This is a genomic window from Candidatus Polarisedimenticolia bacterium (assembly GCA_036001465.1).
Taxonomy (GTDB): Bacteria; Acidobacteriota; Polarisedimenticolia; order Gp22-AA2; family Gp22-AA2; genus Gp22-AA3.
This window is the reverse complement of sequence record DASYUH010000105.1, coordinates 13220-29258: the sequence shown is the minus strand read 5'-3', so window position 1 is coordinate 29258 and position 16039 is coordinate 13220. Positions and strand designations below refer to the sequence as shown.

At 68.9% G+C, this 16039-nt stretch carries 14 protein-coding genes and 1 tRNA gene; 7 read left to right on the top strand and 8 right to left on the bottom strand.

All coding sequences use genetic code 11. The features are described 5' to 3' along the window. Positions 1–61: 61 nt before the first annotated feature. Together VGV60_18015 and VGV60_18010 are read right to left on the bottom strand one after the other, a co-directional pair. Complete coding sequence (locus VGV60_18015; protein HEV8703170.1) at positions 62–949, bottom strand: DMT family transporter; 888 nt, start codon at positions 947–949, stop codon at positions 62–64. Continuing rightward, on the bottom strand, positions 946–2979 hold the full coding sequence (locus VGV60_18010; GenBank protein ID HEV8703169.1) for a redoxin domain-containing protein: 2034 nt from the start codon (positions 2977–2979) through the stop codon (positions 946–948). Before VGV60_18010 ends, VGV60_18015 begins: the two co-directional genes overlap by 4 nt. A gap of 161 nt (positions 2980–3140) precedes the next feature. Here VGV60_18010 and VGV60_18005 point away from each other — a divergent pair, with 161 nt between their 5' ends. Beyond that, a complete protein-coding gene (locus tag VGV60_18005) occupies positions 3141–3770 on the top strand; it encodes a hypothetical protein (GenBank protein ID HEV8703168.1) in 630 nt (209 codons plus the stop codon). A gap of 134 nt (positions 3771–3904) precedes the next feature. Further along, on the top strand, positions 3905–4468 hold the full coding sequence (locus tag VGV60_18000) for a hypothetical protein (protein ID HEV8703167.1): 564 nt from the start codon (positions 3905–3907) through the stop codon (positions 4466–4468). 118 nt (positions 4469–4586) lie between these two features. Here VGV60_18000 and VGV60_17995 read toward each other — a convergent pair whose 3' ends face one another. The 4 genes from VGV60_17995 to VGV60_17980 all read right to left on the bottom strand — a co-directional run bounded on the left by VGV60_17995 (position 4587) and on the right by VGV60_17980 (position 8728). Further along, entirely contained in the window at positions 4587–6365 is a 1779-nt protein-coding gene (locus tag VGV60_17995) for a CRTAC1 family protein (protein HEV8703166.1), read from the bottom strand. Then, complete coding sequence (locus VGV60_17990; protein HEV8703165.1) at positions 6328–7587, bottom strand: tetratricopeptide repeat protein; 1260 nt, start codon at positions 7585–7587, stop codon at positions 6328–6330. The genes VGV60_17995 and VGV60_17990 overlap by 38 nt, the downstream gene beginning before the upstream one ends. 97 nt (positions 7588–7684) lie before the next feature. After that, complete coding sequence (locus tag VGV60_17985) at positions 7685–7885, bottom strand: cold-shock protein (protein ID HEV8703164.1); 201 nt, start codon at positions 7883–7885, stop codon at positions 7685–7687. 114 nt (positions 7886–7999) lie between these two features. Continuing rightward, entirely contained in the window at positions 8000–8728 is a 729-nt protein-coding gene (locus VGV60_17980; GenBank protein ID HEV8703163.1) for a hypothetical protein, read from the bottom strand. 116 nt (positions 8729–8844) lie between these two features. Here VGV60_17980 and VGV60_17975 point away from each other — a divergent pair, with 116 nt between their 5' ends. Beyond that, a complete protein-coding gene (locus VGV60_17975; GenBank protein HEV8703162.1) occupies positions 8845–10512 on the top strand; it encodes a Zn-dependent hydrolase in 1668 nt (555 codons plus the stop codon). A gap of 5 nt (positions 10513–10517) precedes the next feature. Further along, on the top strand, positions 10518–11294 hold the full coding sequence (locus tag VGV60_17970) for a hypothetical protein (GenBank protein HEV8703161.1): 777 nt from the start codon (positions 10518–10520) through the stop codon (positions 11292–11294). Here VGV60_17970 and VGV60_17965 read toward each other — a convergent pair. Both VGV60_17965 and VGV60_17960 read right to left on the bottom strand, forming a co-directional pair. Continuing rightward, positions 11288–11572: a hypothetical protein gene (locus tag VGV60_17965; GenBank protein ID HEV8703160.1), complete on the bottom strand. Its 285-nt coding sequence runs from the start codon at positions 11570–11572 to the stop codon at positions 11288–11290. The genes VGV60_17970 and VGV60_17965 overlap by 7 nt on opposite strands. 34 nt (positions 11573–11606) lie before the next feature. Next, positions 11607–11704, bottom strand: a tRNA-Sec gene (locus VGV60_17960). Between the two features lie 93 nt (positions 11705–11797). Between VGV60_17960 and VGV60_17955 the strand changes: the two genes are divergently transcribed. The 3 genes from VGV60_17955 to VGV60_17945 are packed head-to-tail and all read left to right on the top strand — an operon-like array spanning position 11798 to position 16038. Next, positions 11798–13495, top strand: coding sequence for an electron transfer flavoprotein-ubiquinone oxidoreductase (locus VGV60_17955; GenBank protein ID HEV8703159.1), 1698 nt, complete (start codon positions 11798–11800; stop codon positions 13493–13495). Positions 13496–13507: 12 nt separating this feature from the next. Then, a complete protein-coding gene (locus VGV60_17950) occupies positions 13508–14593 on the top strand; it encodes a hemolysin family protein (GenBank protein ID HEV8703158.1) in 1086 nt (361 codons plus the stop codon). Continuing rightward, the gene (locus tag VGV60_17945) at positions 14593–16038 is read left to right on the top strand and encodes an alkaline phosphatase family protein (GenBank protein HEV8703157.1); all 1446 of its coding nucleotides are present in this window, start codon (positions 14593–14595) and stop codon (positions 16036–16038) included. The genes VGV60_17950 and VGV60_17945 overlap by 1 nt, the downstream gene beginning before the upstream one ends. The last annotated feature ends 1 nt before the right edge of the window (position 16039 follow it).

The following is a 16039-nucleotide window of genomic DNA, read 5'->3' as shown; positions in this document are numbered from 1 at the left end:
AGAACTCCCCATCATGGGCGGCGGGATGATAGCACGCGGAACGCCGGCCGCGGGGCGGCTCCTAGCCGCGCTCGGCGAGGACGACGCCGGACAGGACCAGGCCTCCGCCGAGAAGAAACGGAACGCCGAAGCTCTCGCGGGCGATGAAATAGGCGATCACCGCGGCGACGACCGGCTGCAGGTACATCATGGCCCCGACCTTGGAAGGGTCGATGCGGGACAGGGCGAAGTAGTAGAGGATGTAGGCGACGATGGTCGACAGCGCCACGACCCAGCCCAGGCAGACGAGGGCGGCCGGCGACAGCGAGGCCCAGTCCTGGCGGAGCGCCGCCGGGAGGGTGACCACCACGATGCCGACGCCCCCCGTCACGAAGGCGAGCCCCGTCAGGCGCAGCGGCCCCAGGTCGCGCAGGGCCGGCTTCCCGAACACGGTATACGCGGAAAACGCCAGGACGCCGGCGAGGGTCAGCAGATCGCCGAGGACATTGGAGCCCTTGTAGTCGACGCCGCGCTCGAGGGCGATGACGCACACGCCCGCGAAGGCGATCAGGATCCCGGCGACCTTGGGCAGGCCGACCGGCTCGAAGCGCTCGAGGGCGGACAGAAGGAGGACGAACACCGGCAGCAGGGCGATCAGGATGGCGGAGTGCGCCGCGGACGTCCGCTTCAGCCCGGTCATGAACAGGAGCTGGTTCGCGAAGATTCCCAGGAACCCGAGGGGCGCGGCACGTTTCAGGCCGGCCAGGTGGCCTCGCCAGCCGCTTCCCGCGACTAGGAGAATCCCGAAGAACAGGATGCCGGACGCGGCCCGCACCCAGGCCACGGCGAGCGGATCGACCTCGAGGAGCAGCCGCTTGGCAATCGAATAATTGGCCCCCCAGATCAGGACGCAGGTCCCCGCGGCCAGGAAGCCGGGGAGCGGGTCGGCCGGTCGCGCGGAGGAGGTCACCGCGTCCCGGAGCGGCCGGTCGCCGGCCGGTTCGACGCGGGGGCCGGCCCGGGGCGATGGCGCACCAGCGGGAGGGCGCGCTCGATGTCGAACTTCGGGTCGTTGGCCTGGTCGTGGCAGGTGGCGCACACGCCCTGGATGATGCAGAACGAGCACTGGTCGGTGATGCCGTAGATCGTCGATTTCTTCAGGGGAGCGGGGGCCTTGACGTGGTCCCCGCCCGGGCCGTGGCAGACCTCGCACTGCACGTGGGTCATTGCCCCGCCCGACGCCGCCTGGTCGCCGAACCCGCCCTTGTGGCCCATGCCGGTCGTGTGGCAGGGGGTGCACGTCGGGTCGTGCCCCCTGCCGGCCTGCAGGATGACGGCGAAGGCGGCGGCGTGCGGGGTCCGATTCCACTGCTCGTATTCGGCCGCGTGGCAGTCGCGGCAGGCGGCGCCGCCGACATAGGCGACGCCCGACTTGAACTTCTCCAGCCGCCTCGTGTTGATCGCCTCGAGCCGCTGGCGCTGCGCGTCGCTGTACTGGAACAACTTGTCGAGGTCGGGATGGTCCTGGTGGGCCACCAAGGCCAGGGCCTCGTCCGGATCGAAATTCAGGACGAACTTGCCGGTGTGACACGAGGCGCAGATCCCCTTCATGGCTGAGGGCTCGAGCGGCGCTCCCGCGACCCCGGCCGGGTGCCCCCCCCCGACGCCGTGGCAGACCTCGCACTGGACGTTGAGCATCTGGGGGGTCTTCTCCGGATCGACGTATCCACCGGGGTGGTCCCTGCCAGTCACGTGGCATCCGACGCATTCGTGATCGCGCCATTTTTCCCCTTTCTCCAGGCTGTCCCAGGCGATGCTGTGGGGCGTGAGCAGCCAGTCGGCGTATTCGCGCTCGTGGCAGGTGCGGCAGGCCCCGTCGCCGACGTAGCGGTCCTTCGGCAGGGAAGCGGCCAGGGCCTTCGGCTCCTCTCCGAGAAGCAGGCGCAGCTCCAGGCGCGTCAGGTCGGCACGGTCCGTCCGATCGCCGTGCTCGCGAAAGCGCACGAACCCGTCGCGATCGATGAAGAACGTGTCGGGGGTCCGGCTCGAGTCGTACTGGCGGAAGATGTCCCGCGCCGGGTCGATCACCACCGGCCAGTCGACGCCGTGGTCCTTGAGGAAGCGGCGCATCTGCCCGCCGACGTCGCGGCTGGCGACGCCGATCGCCACAACACCGCGGGAACGGAACTCCCTCAGGACGGGGGCCATGAGCGGCAGATCGCGCTGGCAGTGCGGGCAGTCCTGGTCGAAGAAGTTCAGCACCACCACCCGCCCCTTGAACGACGCCAGATCCACCTTTTTCCCGTCCATGTCGCGGGCGCTGAACACCGGCGCCCGCGGGTGCTCGGTGTAGGCGAGATCGAAGGCGATCCCCTTCGGGGCGCCGAGGCGCGGGAGCTCGCGCAGGGCCGCCTCGGTGGCGTTCAGGCGCGGCTGGAACTGCCGGCCAAGATACCCCTCCATGCGGAACCGGACGATGCCGTCGCCGTCGATCAGGACGACGGTCGGGACGTCGCCGATTCCGTAGTCCCGGGCGATCGTGTCGGGGTCGCGCAGGATCGGCAGGGACAGTCTTTGGATCCGGATGAACTCCTTGATGCGGTCCAGGGATTCCCGGGTGATCCCCAGGAAGACGATGGACTGGAAGGTCGGGTCCGCCCGCATCCTGCCCATCTCGCGCGCCAGGTCGGGAGCGAAGGGGGCACCGGGGCGGAAGAACAGGAGGGCGATCGGCCGGTCCTTGAGGCTGGAGGAGGGGAGCCATGAACCGGAGGGGTCCTGCGCCACGAAGTCGGGGGCCCGGCGCCCCGCCATCGGGTGACCGACCCCCTCCTTCGGGCCGATCACGTCCGGGCCGGCGCCGCCGCCGCAGGCCGCGAGGAGGAACACGCCGGCGGCGTACAGCGCGGCACGGCGCCACCCGGACCCGGGCGCGGCGGCCGCGCAGCTCCGGCGGTGCTCGTTCGTGTTGGCGGCCGATCCGATCGCTCTCGATGTCACGTCGTCTTTGGAATGAGCCGGCTCCGGACGGGCTCCTCTGCCGCAAAGGGGCGCCAGTATAAGCGCTGCGGCGGGGCCGGTCAATTCGGGTCAACGGTGCTAGACTCGGCGCGGAGACATGAAAAACCGGGTGCCGGTCCCGCCATCCCAGGGAGGCTGAATTGGAGAACTTCGTCGAGGAGAGGGCGCGTCGCCTCAAGATCGCCGTGGGGGTCATGGGCTCGGCGGGCGGGACGATCAACGAGAAGGCCATCGGCATGGCCACGGAGATGGGGAAGGCGATCGCGACGCGGGGCTGCGTGCTGGTCACCGGGGCCTGTCCCGGCCTGCCTCATTACGCCGTCAAGGGGGCGAAGTCGGCGGGCGGCATCGTGGTGGGGATTTCGCCGGCGCTGAACTTCGAAGAGCACAGCATGAAGTACCACTCGCCCTACGAGGGGTACGACGTGCTGGTCTACACCGGCAGCGGCCTCATGGGGCGCGAAATCGAGAACATCCGAACCTGCGACCTGGTGGTGTTCATGGGGGGCCGGTCGGGGACCCTGGGCGAGTTCGCCATCGCCTTCGACGAGGGGAAGGTGATCGGCATCCTGCAGGGGACCGGCGGGATCGCCGACAAGATGGAGATCATCGTCGGCCTGGTCGAGAAACAGACCGGGGCGCAGATCATCTACAGCCGCGAGCCCGCCGACCTGCTGGATCGGCTGCTGGCCGTGTACCGGGAGAAGCTGCTGCCGTACTACAAGACGATCCTGGCCAACAGCTATCCGGACGGGAAGCCCGAGGACTAGGCCGGCGCGCTCGCGCGGCCGCGGGTGGGGAAGGCTTCGAGTCTCACTTATAATTTGAGACCACTCCGGCTGCAGCCGGCGCGCTGCGCGCGCGGCTGAGCCGGAGGGGAGATGGCTTGATCGCGGGAGACAGGATGCCAGGTCGTGCGCGGGGCTCGATCATCAACTACGCAGGCGCCGGGCTCTCGCTTCTGCTGCTCTCGTCGGCGGGGGTGCGGGCGGAGATCCAGATCAACCCGCAGGGGTGGAGGTTTCCGAACATCGTCACCTCGGCGAAGGAGATGATCCGGGTTTCCGATCGGACGCCGCTGATTGCGGGCAAGGAGACGCTCCTGAAAGGGTACCGGAAGATGGACGGCACCCACTTCATGACCTTCGAGATCGAAGGGCGCGTGTTCGGCGTGCTGGTCGACACCGACGGCAAGCCGCCGTTCGAGTACAGCATCATGGACACGGACGGCGACGGGAAGTTCGAGACCAAGTTCAACAGCCGCCCGGAGAGCAAGGACCAGGGGTACGTTCCGCAGTGGATCGTCGACTACTACTACACGAAGCACCCCGACCTGAAGAACCCGTCGGCAGCCTCCAAGCCTGTTCCTCCCAAGCTCAGAAGCGACCCCGCGCCGGATGCGATGCCCACGCCTCCGCCGCAACCCGCGAAGCCGTCGAAGGAAGTTCTCTCACAACCCAATCCCTGAACGCGGGATGGAGCCGGCGCGCTGGCGCGCGCGGCTCATCCCGCTTGAGATGACTGGATCGCGGTGCACGGAGTCTGCGCTGCGAAGACTCTTCACATGCTGCGGGATTAACGGACGGTCAGGGGTGCCCTGGTTCGGGTTCGCGGATGACGTGATACCTGCCTACCTGCAATCCAGTGAGAGCCTGTATGCGGCCGCCGGGCCAGCGGACCTCGATACGGTCGACGGAGGGGGCGGTGCCGAGACCGAACAGGAGGCGGGGGTCGTTCGACGAGTTGTGGGACGAGCCGGCCTGGATCTCCTTCACCTGGCGGAGCGAGCCCGCGACGACGGTGACGCGGGCGCCGACGGCGCCGCGGTTGCGGGGGGCGCCGGCGAGGCGAAAGCCGATCCAGCGGGAGGCGTTGCCGCCGTCGTTGCGCAGCAGGCTGGGGGGCTCGTCGATGTTGTTCACGACGATATCGATGTCGCCGTCGTCGTCGAGATCGCCGAAGGCCGCGCCGCGGGCGCTGTGAAGCTCCTGGAAGCCCGGGCCGGCCTGGGAGGTGACCTCCTGGAAGCGGCCGCCGCCCTCGTTGTGAAACAGCTGGTTCGGCTGCTTCCACGTCGTGCCGAGGCGCTTCTCGTCGATGCCCGGAAAGACGTGGCCGTTGGCTATGAACAGGTCGGCGCGGCCGTCGTTGTCGTAGTCCGGAAAGCCGGTGCCCCAGCCGAGGTAGGGCAGGGTCGCGACACCGACGCCCGAGAACATCGACACGTCGGTGAACTGCAGGGAGCCGTCGTTGTGGCGCAGGGTGGAGTAGTCGTGCGAGAAATTGGTGACCATCAGGTCGAACCATCCGTCGTTGTCGTAGTCGCCTGACGCGACCCCCATCCCGGACTGCGCGCGCCCGTCTTCGCTGTAGGCCGCGCCGGCCATGGCGCCGATCTCGGTGAATCGCCCCCGTCCGTCGTTCCTGTAGAGCCAGCTCGGCGTGCTGTCGTTGGCCACGTACAGGTCGAGATCGCCGTCGAGATCTAGGTCGGTCCAGACCGCGCCGAGGCCGTAGCCGGACGGCTCGGTCACGAGCCCGGCCTGGCGCGTCACGTCCCGGAACTTTCCGCCGCCCTCGTTGTGGAACAGCCGGCCGATCGACTTCTTCAACCCCCCCGGGCCGCAGATGACCGGCGTCCCTTTGTAGAAGCAGTTCCGCAGGGATCCGGGGAGGGGCAGGGGAGGGCCGGCGGGGTCGAAATCGACATAGTGCGACACGTAAAGGTCGAGCCGGCCGTCGCCTTCGTAGTCGCCGAACGCGGCGCCGGTGCTCCAGCCGCGCCCGCCGAGGCCGGAGGACCGCGTGACGTCCTGGAACTTCCCGTCCCCCAGGTTGCGGTACAGGATGTAGCGGCCGAACCCGGTGAGAAACAGATCCGGACGCCCGTCGTCGTCGTAGTCGCCGAAGGCGCAACCCTGGGCCCAGTAACCCCGGGAGGCGACTCCCGCCCTTTCCGTGACGTCCTCGAAGGTGCCGTCCCCCCGGTTGCGGTACAGGGCGGAGCGCGGCGCCTCTCCGGCGGGAAAGGGGCGCTTGCGCGAGCCATTCGGAATGAAGACGTCGATCCGGTCGTCGCCGTCCACGTCGTAAAGACAGACGCCGTTCCCGACGGTCTCGTCGATTGTGAGTTTCTTGATCTCGCCGCTGACGTTGTTCAGGACGAGACCCGCTTCGCGCGCGGTATTGACGAACCGTGGGGCCGGCCGCGTGGCGGCCGCGCCGGGACCGGCGGCGGGCGGGGAGCCGGCCGCCCCGGCGCTCAGGAGGGCCAGGAGCGCCGCCGCGGTCCCGAGACCGGCCGGCGCCGCGTGACGGATCCGGCACTCAGTCGGCGGTCGCGACGCCTTCTTGCTTGATTTCACGGAGCCTCTTGAGGATCTCGGCGTGCCGCGCGAACTCCGCGGCCGCCTCCTGTTGGTTGCCGGTCTTCGCCAGGGCCTTCGCCAGCGAGTAGTGGGCCTTCGGGTTGAGCGCGTCGAGCTCGAGCGACCGGCGGTACAGCGGGATCGCCTCGCCGACGTTCCCCTGTCCGGCGAGGATCGAGCCGATGTAGTAGTACGCGTAGGGGTCGGTGGGGGCCAGGCGGCTTGCCTCGCGAAACTCCGCCAGCGCCTCGGCGGTTCTCGCCCCGTTGAGATAGGTCCGGGCGAGGTGGAAATGGGCGTCGGAACTGGCCGGATCGATGGCGATCGCCTGCTTCAGGACGGCGATCGCCTCGTCGAAGCGCAGCCATTCGCGGTAGTGCCTGCCGAGCTGCACGTAGATGCGGACGTCCTTGAGGCCGCGGTCCAGCGCGGACTTGAGGACCTCTTCGGCCACGTGCGGGTCGCTGTAGGTCTCGAGCGCTGCGGCGTGGTTCACGACCAGCATCACGTTGCCGGGATCATCGGCGAGGGCGCTCTTCTGCAGATCGAGCCCCTCCTGGTGGCGGGACTGCTTGAACCGGACCTCCGCCAGGAACTGGCGGGCGCGCGGCGACTTCGGGGCCACGGAGACGGCGCGCTCGAGGCGTTCCGCCGCCTCGGGGATCTGGCCGGACTGGAGGTAGAAGATCCCGGCCTCCGTGAGCGTCTCGGCGTCCTGCGGGTTGACCTGCAGCTCCTTCTCGAACTGGTTCATCGCCTGCTGCAGCCGCCCCGCCCGCGCGTGGATGATCCCCATCCGCCGATGCACTCCCGCGCGGGTCGGTTCGGACCCGACCACCTGCCGGAGCTCCGGGAGGGCCTCCTCGTCGCGGCTGAGCGCCATCAGAGCGTCGGCGCGCAGCAGGCGCGCGTCAGCGGCCTTGGGGTCGGCCTCGATGGCGCTCCCGGCTTCCCCCAGCGCCTCCTTGTGGCTGCCGGCGGCGAGCAGGGCCAGCCCACGCTCATAGTGCAGTGTGTAGTCGCCGGGCGATCGTTCGATCAGCCGGGCGAGCAGGTCTGCGGCCTCCCTGGATTGCCCCTGTTCGCGCAGGCGCCGCGCTTCGGCCAGCGTCCGGGCCGGATCGGCCTCGCCGCAAGCGAGCGCGACGACGAACGCCATGAGCGCGGCAATCAGGGGCAGGGCAGAGCTGTGGATTGGCGGGTTTCTCCGGCGGGGCATGGAGCGGAAATCGTACCACAGGCCGGATCACGCCCCGCCGCCCGGACGCGGCGCGCGGGTCCGGCCGGATGCTCGGAAAGGCTCCTGGTCCCTGCCGTCAGATCTTGGAGACGCCTGCGGCCTGGAGGCCTTTGGGTCCCTGGGTGACCTCGAACTCGACGGCCTGTCCTTCCTCCAGGGTCTTGTACCCATCCCCCTTGATGGCGGAGAAATGGACGAAAATATCCGTGCCGTCCTCCTGCTGAATGAAGCCGTAACCCTTGCTGTTATTGAACCACTTCACCTTGCCCTTGGTCACCGGGGACCCTCCTCCACGTCAGGACAAAAAAAACCCACAAAAGCAACGGCTCTTGTGGTCAGCAATTCACGCTCGACCGCGTCCCGCTACTAGTACCGCACGGATCGGCGCTTGTCAACCCCGATTTTGCCACCGGGGAGTGTCCGGCGCCTGTTCCAGCAGGTTGCGCTTGCGCTCGCGGAACGACTGCATCTCGGAGGCCACCTGGCGCAGCAGCACCAGGGCCCCCTCGCGGTTGTTCGATTCAAACTCCCGCGCGATGAGGCGGATCTGGCTCTCGATCCCCTGCAGACCGTGCAGATCCTGATCGAGGTGGCCGCGCAGGGCGCGCGTGGCGGCATTGAACGCCTCCTCCATCTCCTTGAAGTTGTCGTGCTTCCTGAGCGTCACGCGCGCCCCCCAGCGCCCGGACTCCACGTCCCGCAGGCCGCGCGTGACCTTGTTCACGACTCCCGCCGTCTTGTGCGTCTCGAAAATCTCGATGGCGAAGACGGCCGCGACGAAGAACAGCCCGACCCCGACCAGGTAGAGGACCGAACGGAGATCGTGGGCGTCGACCGCCCCCTTGGCGATCGGGACGCGATCGACGAGGAGGCGCGCGTTTTCAACGCTCAGGAGGTGCAGAAGCGCGGCCGCGAACATCAGCAGGAAGCACATGCCGAGGACCGCGATGATGGCCGAGCGCAGCTGGTAGGAGGGGTCGACCACGAATTGGCGGCGCCGGCCCAGGAGCCTCTCGAAGAGGCGGGCCACCCGGCCGTGCGAGGGCCCGGCCTCGTGGACGAGGCCGTCCATCAGGTTATGTCGGCTGCCTGCGGGCGGGTGGCCCGAAAGGGACCCCATCCAGTCTCCGCGTTGCCGGCGGGCAGGCCGGCCCCGTCCTGAAAATATAGGTTCCGGCTCCCCCCCTGTCAAAACCGCTTCCGGCCGGGCCCCGTGTCTGCTACAGTCGAGGGCCTATGACTTCCAGGACGATCCCTTCGCGGATCATGGGCCCGGTCGTGATCGGCACCCTGCTCCTGGGCGCAGCGGCGCCCGGGGCCCATGACGAAAACGAGATCCGCGCCCGCCTCCTGGCCTACGCCCCGGTGCGTCTCCAGGCCGACCTGTCCGGTCTCGGCGCCCGCGAGCGCGAGGCGCTCGGGAAGATCGTGACGGCGGTGAACGCCGTGGACGAGGTCTACTGGAAGCAGATGGGCCGCCAGGCCCTGGAGGCGCGCCGGGCGCTGGAATCCGCCTCCACGCCGGTCGAGAAGCTGTATCGCGATTTCCTGCTCATCAACTACGGACCGTTCGACATCCGCAATGACAACGAGCGATTCACCCCGGCCGGGTCGCCGACGGGCCGGCGCCTGCCGGGCGCCGGCTTCTATCCCGAAGACATGACCAAGGAGGAATTCGAGCGGCGCCTGCAGGCCTTCCCCGAGCTGAAGGAGGAGTTCGAGAGGAACGACACGGTCATCCGGCGGATCGACGGGGCGCTCGTGGCGCTGCCGTACGAGAAGGTCTACCTCGATCAGCTGGCCGTGGCGTCGCGGGCCCTGGCGGAGGCGGCCGCCCTGGTCGAGAGCCCGGGCCTCAGGCGGTACCTGTCGCTGCGCTCGGAGGCCCTCCTGCGCGGGGACTACTATGCGTCGGACGCGGCCTGGCTGGACGTCAAAGACAACCAGATCGACGTCGTGATCGGACCGATCGAGACCTACGATGACCTCCTGATGGGGCTGAAGGCCTCGTACGAAGGGGCCGCGCTGGTGAAGGACGCGAAGGCCTCGGGGGCGCTCGAGGTCTACAAGCAGAACCTGCCCGGGATGGCGAAGGCCCTGCCGGTGGAGGACGCCTTCAAGAAGTCGAACACCGGCAGCGGCAACGTGCTGGAGATCCTGAACGTCGTGCGGTTCTCGGGCGACTTCAACGCCGGCATCAAGACGGTGGCGGCGTCGCTCCCCAACGACGAGCGCGTCCTCCAGGACAAGGGGGCCAAGAAGCAGATCTACAAGAACGTCCTGGAGGCCAAGTTCGACGCCATCCTCCTGCCGATCGCCCAGATCCTGCTGCCGAAGAAGGACCAGCCTCTGGTGACGAAGGAGGCCTTCGTGACCAACGTGCTCCTGCACGAGCTGTCGCACACGCTCGGGGTCGACTACGTGGCGGGGAAGAAGGACCTGACGGTGCGCCGGGCGCTCCTGGAGCGCTACCCGGCCATCGAGGAGGCGAAGGCGGACGTCGTCGGCATGTTCGACATGCAACACCTCGTGGCGCAGGAGATCTTCACGGAGGAAGAGGCCGAGGAGAACCGCGCGACGTACCTCGCCTCGATCTTCCGATCGGTCCGCTTCGGGACCGAGGACGCGCACGGCCGCGCCAACGCCATCCAGCTCAACTACCTGCTCGCGGAAGAAGGGATCGACTTCGACCGCAAGAGGGGGGAGTTCTCGGTCCGCCCGCGCAAGTTCGATGCGGCGATCGCGGGGCTGGCGAAGACCCTCCTCGAGATCGAGGCGACGGGGGACTACGACCGCGCCGGCGCCCTCATCAAGAAGCTCGGCACGCTCGACCCGGCGGTGCGCGAGGCGCTGAAGCGGATCGAGCAGGTGCCGGTCGACGTCGTCTTCACCTACCCGCTCTGATCCGCGTGCGGCGCCATCCCGGTGTCCTCGATGGCCGGCCGGTCCAAATCGCGGTCCTGTCGGATGCCGGCGAGCTGGAGGAGGCGCGCGCCCTGGGCTGCCACCTGGCGCTCGCCCTGGCCGAGGCCGGATCCGAAGCCTGGCGATCCGTCGGATTTCGCGCGCTTCCGGCAAGCGAGACCGCCTGCCGGACGGTCCTGCCGGCGGCCTGGCCCCGCGAGCCCGCCTGGGTCGCCAGGGCAGAGGACCCCGAGTCGCGCGTGCCGGGGATCAGGCCCTTCGCGCCTTCGGACCTCGACGCCGTCCTCGAGATCCATCACGAGGAGACTCGCGGGCAGGTCCTGCGCCTCGATCGCGGCCGGGACGACTGGGAGCGGATCCTGGAGGAGCGGCTCGCGCGGCTCCGCCGGCGCGGGGAGGACTGTCCCTTCTGGGTCCTCGAGAGGCGGGGACGGGTCGAGGGGTACGTGGTTTTGGAGGCCGCGCCGCCGACACTGCGCTGGCGGGAGCACGGGGCGCGCCGCGGCGCCAAGGACGACCTGGTCGATCTCTTCTGGAGCGCCCTCGCGTGGGCCCGCCGGCACAATCTCCCGAGGATCGAAGGGTGGCGGATGCCGGGGGTGCTGACGCTCGAGCCTCTCTATCCCGCCTCGGAAAGGCGCCGCAAGGACGGGATCCCGATGCTCCTCCCTCTCGCTCCCGACCTGACACCAGGGGAATTCGCGCGCGAGGAGGACTGCCGGATCTTCGAGATCGACGTCCTCGGGGATGAAGCTCAGTGAATCTTCCGGCGCGCTTCCTCGAGCTGCTTCTCGATCCGCTCCTTCTTCTGCATCAGCGCCGACACATCGGTGGTGGTGGCCATGCCGGTCATGCCGGCGGCGCGGCCGGACTGCGCCAGCTCGGCGTTGACTCCCGCCAGCTCCCGTTCCAGGTCCCGGACCTGCTGCTCCTCGGCGCTGAGGACGGTCGGCAGGAAGGAGAACTGCCCCGTCCTCACGTAGTTCACGCCCAGCCAGATTCCCACGAGGACTACGACCAAGAGGGCCAGCTTTTTCATGGGGCCTCCCTGTTCTTCATCGGTGCGGAGGGAATGGCGGAAGCGTGTGGGAATCGAACCCACCGGAGCCGGGTTCCCCCGACTCCCAACGGATTTGAAGTCCGCGCAGGACACCAGCCCCGAGGCGCTTCCCTGCGACCGGCTCAGTCTAACACGCACGCGGCGGCGCGCGGGTGGAGAAGCACGAGGCCATAGTATGATTTCCGGGACGATGCGCAACCTCGCATGACCACGACCGAGCGCGACACCCTGGACGTCGACGTCCTGTTCGTCGGCGGCGGGCCGGCGGGGCTCGCCGGCGCGATCCGGCTGCGCCAGCTCGTCCGGGAGCACAACGAGGCCGTGGCGCGCACCGGGCAGGGGGCGCCCCTCGAAGTGAGCATCGTCCTTCTGGAGAAGGGGCGCGAGATCGGATCGCACGGGATCTCGGGCGCCGTCCTCGACCCGCGGGGGCTTCTGGAACTCTATCCGGATTTCCTGGAGCGCGGCTGCCCGCTCGAGAGCCCGGTGACCGACGATGGGGTCTGGTTCCTGACCGGTCGCCGCAAATTTCCCTTTCCAATCGTCCCGCCGCCGCTTCGGAACCACGGCAATTACGTCGCCTCGCTCGGGAAGGTTGTCCGCTGGCTGGCGGCGCAGGCCGAGAAGGAAGGGGTCGATCTCTTTCCGGGGTTTTCCGCCGCGGAGCCGCTCCTGGACGGCGATCGGGTGATCGGCGTGCGCACCGGCGACAAGGGGATCGACCGGCACGGGAAGCGCAAGCCGAACTTCGAGGCGGGGATCGACATCCGCGCCAAGGTCACGGTCCTGGCCGAGGGGCCGCGCGGCACGCTGGCCAAGGCGCTCCAGGCGCGCTTCCACCTGGACGAGGGGCGGATGCCCCAGGTCTACGCCGTCGGACTCAAGGAGGTCTGGACCTGTCCCAAGGGGAGCCTGCCGCCCGGGCGCGTCATCCACACCATGGGGTTCCCGCTGGATCGGGAGACGTTCGGCGGCGCCTTCATCTACAACATGGCGGACGACCTGCTCGACATCGGCCTCGTCGTCGGCCTCGATTACCGGAACCCCCGCCTCGACCCGCACGCCCTGTTCCAGGCCCTCAAGACCCACCCCGCGATCGCACCGATGCTCAAGGGGGCGAAGGTCCTGTCGTACGGCGCCAAGGCGATCCCGGAGGGGGGGATCTACGCCATGCCCCGGCCTTACCTGTCCGGCTGCCTCATCGCCGGCGACTCGGCCTCGATGCTGAACGGCATGCGCCTCAAGGGGATTCACACCGCCATGAAGGCGGGGCAGATCGCCGCCGAGGTCATCCTCGAATCCCTCGTCGCCAGCGACACCTCGGCGGCGTTCCTGGCCCGCTACGAAACCCGCTTCCGTGAGTCATGGGCGGGGCACGAGCTGTGGCGCGTGCGGAATTTCCACGCCGGATTCCGCGGAGGCCTCCTGCCGGGCCTGATCCACTCGGCGCTGCAGATGGTGACCGGCGGCCGCGGCCTGCGCGATCCCCTTCCTTCGGAGCCCGGGCATGAGCGCCTTCGATCGATCCGGGATCAGTTCGGGGACGGCCCGCTGCAGCCCGACGAGGTGGCGCCGCGCTACGACAACCCGCTGATGCTCGACAAGCTGACCGACGTCTATCACTCCGGGACGAAGCACGAGGAGGACCAGCCGGTCCACCTGCTGGTCGCCGACACCTCGATCTGCGAGACGCGCTGCGCCCAGGAGTTCGGCAATCCCTGCCAGCACTTCTGCCCGGCGGCGGTGTACGAGATGGTCCCCGGAGAGGGCGGCAAGCGCAGGCTCCAGATCAACGCCAGCAACTGCGTCCACTGCAAGTCCTGCGACATCATGGACCCCTACCAGATCATCACCTGGGTGCCCCCCGAGGGGGGCGGCGGCCCCGAGTACGTCAAGCTGTAGAGGAGGCCCGACGTGATCGAGACCTACGTTCCGGTGTACCTGGCCTGCGCCCTTCTCCTGGTGGCGGGGAACGCGTTCTTCGTGGCGGCGGAGTTCGCCATCGTCAAGGTGCGGGCCACCCGCATCCAGGAAATGGCGACCTCGGGCCTGCCGGGGTCGCTCCTGGCGCGCGAGGTCGTCGGGAATCTGGAGGAATACCTGGGGCTCTGCCAGCTGGGAATCACCATCGTCAGCCTTGGCCTGGGATGGGTGGGGGAGGAGGCGTTCGCGGGCATCCTCCAGCCGGTCCTCTCGCGCCTGGGCGCCTTCGCGGCCCCCACCGCCCACACCATCGCCGTCATCGGCGCCTTCGTCATCATCACGGCCCTGCACATCGTCCTGGGGGAGCAGGTGCCGAAGTTCCTGGCCATCCGCCGGCCCGGCCGGATCGCCCGGATCGCCGCGCCGGCCCTGGTGGCCTTCAAGCGCGTCTTCAACCCGGCGCTGTTCCTCCTGAACGGCAGCGCCAATCTGATCCTCCGTCTGATGGGGATCCGCCAGATGGAGGAGCCGTCGGTATCGGAGAACGAGCTTCGCATCATGTTCGCCGATTCCTTCCGCAAGGGGATCATCACCTCCAGCGAGGCGGAGATCATGGAACGGGCCACCCGCTTCGCGGACCGGAGCGCCCGGGACGTCATGGTCCCCCTGGAGCGCGTCGTGACCTGGAGGTTCGATCGCCCCGTGGAGGAGAATCTCGCCCTGGCGCGCGCCGAGAAGCACACGCGCTATCCGGTCTACGATCCCCGCACCAACGACCTGATCGGTGTCATCAACATCAAGGCCCTGGCGCTCTACAGCGAGAAGGACGCCTCCGACTGCGAGGCGTCGCGCCTGCAGGATCAAACCATCGTCAAGGAGCTCGTCCGCGTCCCGGAGGACCGGCGCATCGACGCCGTCCTCAAGGACCTGCGCCGCCGCCGGCAGCACATGGCGGTCGTCGTGGACAAGCAGGGGAAGGCGATCGGCATCCTGACCATGGAGGACATCATCGAGGAGATCTTCGGCGAGATCGAAGACGAGTTCGAGGCCGCTCCGGGACCCGCCGCGATTTCCTGATGACCGCGTCCCGTTCCGCCTGCCGTGCCTCCCGTCTCGCCGCCCCGGCCCTGCTGGCCTGCCTTCTGGCCTGCGGTCGCCCCGATGGGACCGCCCCGGGAGGGGACGCCGATCGATCCAGCGCAGGCGCGTCCGGAACCGGGGCGGCGGATCGCTCCGGCGAGGCGGGCGGCCGGGGCCGAATCGTCGTCTTCGGAATCGACGGCGCCGATTGGCAGGTGATCGAGCCGCTGGCGGCCCGCGGGCGTCTGCCGGCATTCAAGCGGTTGATCGAGGAGGGGGCCACCGGCACGCTCCTCTCGCAGGAGCCGTCCGCCTCGCCGTCCCTGTGGACGACGATCGCCACGGGGGTCGGTCCGGCGCGCCACGGCATCCACGGGTTCGTCGTCGGGGACGGCGCGGGCGCCGCGGCGCACGACGACGATCCGCGGGCGCCTCGGGCCGATGGACAGGCCGCGGTCCGCCCGGTCACGAGCGGCATGCGACGGGCGCCGGCGTTCTGGAACATCCTGCCGCGCTACGGGCGCAAGGTCGGGGTCGTCGGGTGGCTCGTCACCTGGCCGGCCGAGCCGACCAACGGCTACATCGTCTCGTCGTACCTGCCCTACATCTACAACTGGTCCACCGGCCGGCCGCTGAAGGGGACGATCGTCAAGGGGATCCCGCGGCAGACCTTCCCCGAGGCGCTCATCGACGAGCTCGAGGCCGACAAGGTGAAGCCCGCCGGCCTCGAGGGGGATCTCATCGGCCGCTTCTATGATCCGATCGCGGTCTCGGGGCTGCCGCGCGACGATCGGGAATGCGTCCTGGGGTTTCTGTGGAGCCTCGCCTGCGACGAGACCTACCGCCGCATAGGCGAGCGGCTGTATCGGGAGTACCCCGTCGACCTGTTCGCGATCTACTTCGGCGGGGTCGACGTCGCCTCGCACCGCTTCTGGAAGTTCGCCCATCCGGACGCCTTGCCCTACGGCGTGACGCCCGCGCGGGCCGGGGTCCTGGGCGGGGTGATCGACGCGTATTACGTCTACCTGGACGGGCTCCTCGGAGAGTACATGAACCGGCTCGGCACCGACGGGACGCTGGTGGTCCTGTCGGATCACGGCTTCAAGCCGGTCCTCTTCCCCGGCAAGCCGACGACCTCCGGCCACCACCGCCTGCAGGGGATCATCGGCTTCTACGGCCGAGGGGTGAAAAGGGGGGGCCGGATCGCCTCGGCCGGCCTGGTCGACGTCCTCCCGACGCTCCTGCGGCTGCTCGACGTCCCGATCGCGCAGGACCTGGAAGGACGGGTCATCGCCGACGCCCTGGACGCCGGCTTCCTCGGGTCCCGTCCCGCCGCCAGTGTCGCGACCTACGGGCCTCTCGATCGTCCGGCCGAGCCGGGGGAGTCGGAGCTGGACCGGAACGTCCTGGAGAGGCTGCGCTCCCTCGGCTACATCAACTGAG

Coding starts and splice junctions, on each gene's coding strand:
- VGV60_18000 (HEV8703167.1), top strand. CDS start 3,905: ATGCCAGGTCGTGCGCGGGGCTCGATCATCAACTACGCAGGCGCCGGG.
- VGV60_17990 (HEV8703165.1), bottom strand. CDS start 7,587: ATGCCCCGCCGGAGAAACCCGCCAATCCACAGCTCTGCCCTGCCCCTG.
- VGV60_17980 (HEV8703163.1), bottom strand. CDS start 8,728: ATGGGGTCCCTTTCGGGCCACCCGCCCGCAGGCAGCCGACATAACCTG.
- VGV60_17975 (HEV8703162.1), top strand. CDS start 8,845: ATGACTTCCAGGACGATCCCTTCGCGGATCATGGGCCCGGTCGTGATC.
- VGV60_17965 (HEV8703160.1), bottom strand. CDS start 11,572: ATGAAAAAGCTGGCCCTCTTGGTCGTAGTCCTCGTGGGAATCTGGCTG.
- VGV60_17955 (HEV8703159.1), top strand. CDS start 11,798: ATGACCACGACCGAGCGCGACACCCTGGACGTCGACGTCCTGTTCGTC.
- VGV60_17945 (HEV8703157.1), top strand. CDS start 14,593: ATGACCGCGTCCCGTTCCGCCTGCCGTGCCTCCCGTCTCGCCGCCCCG.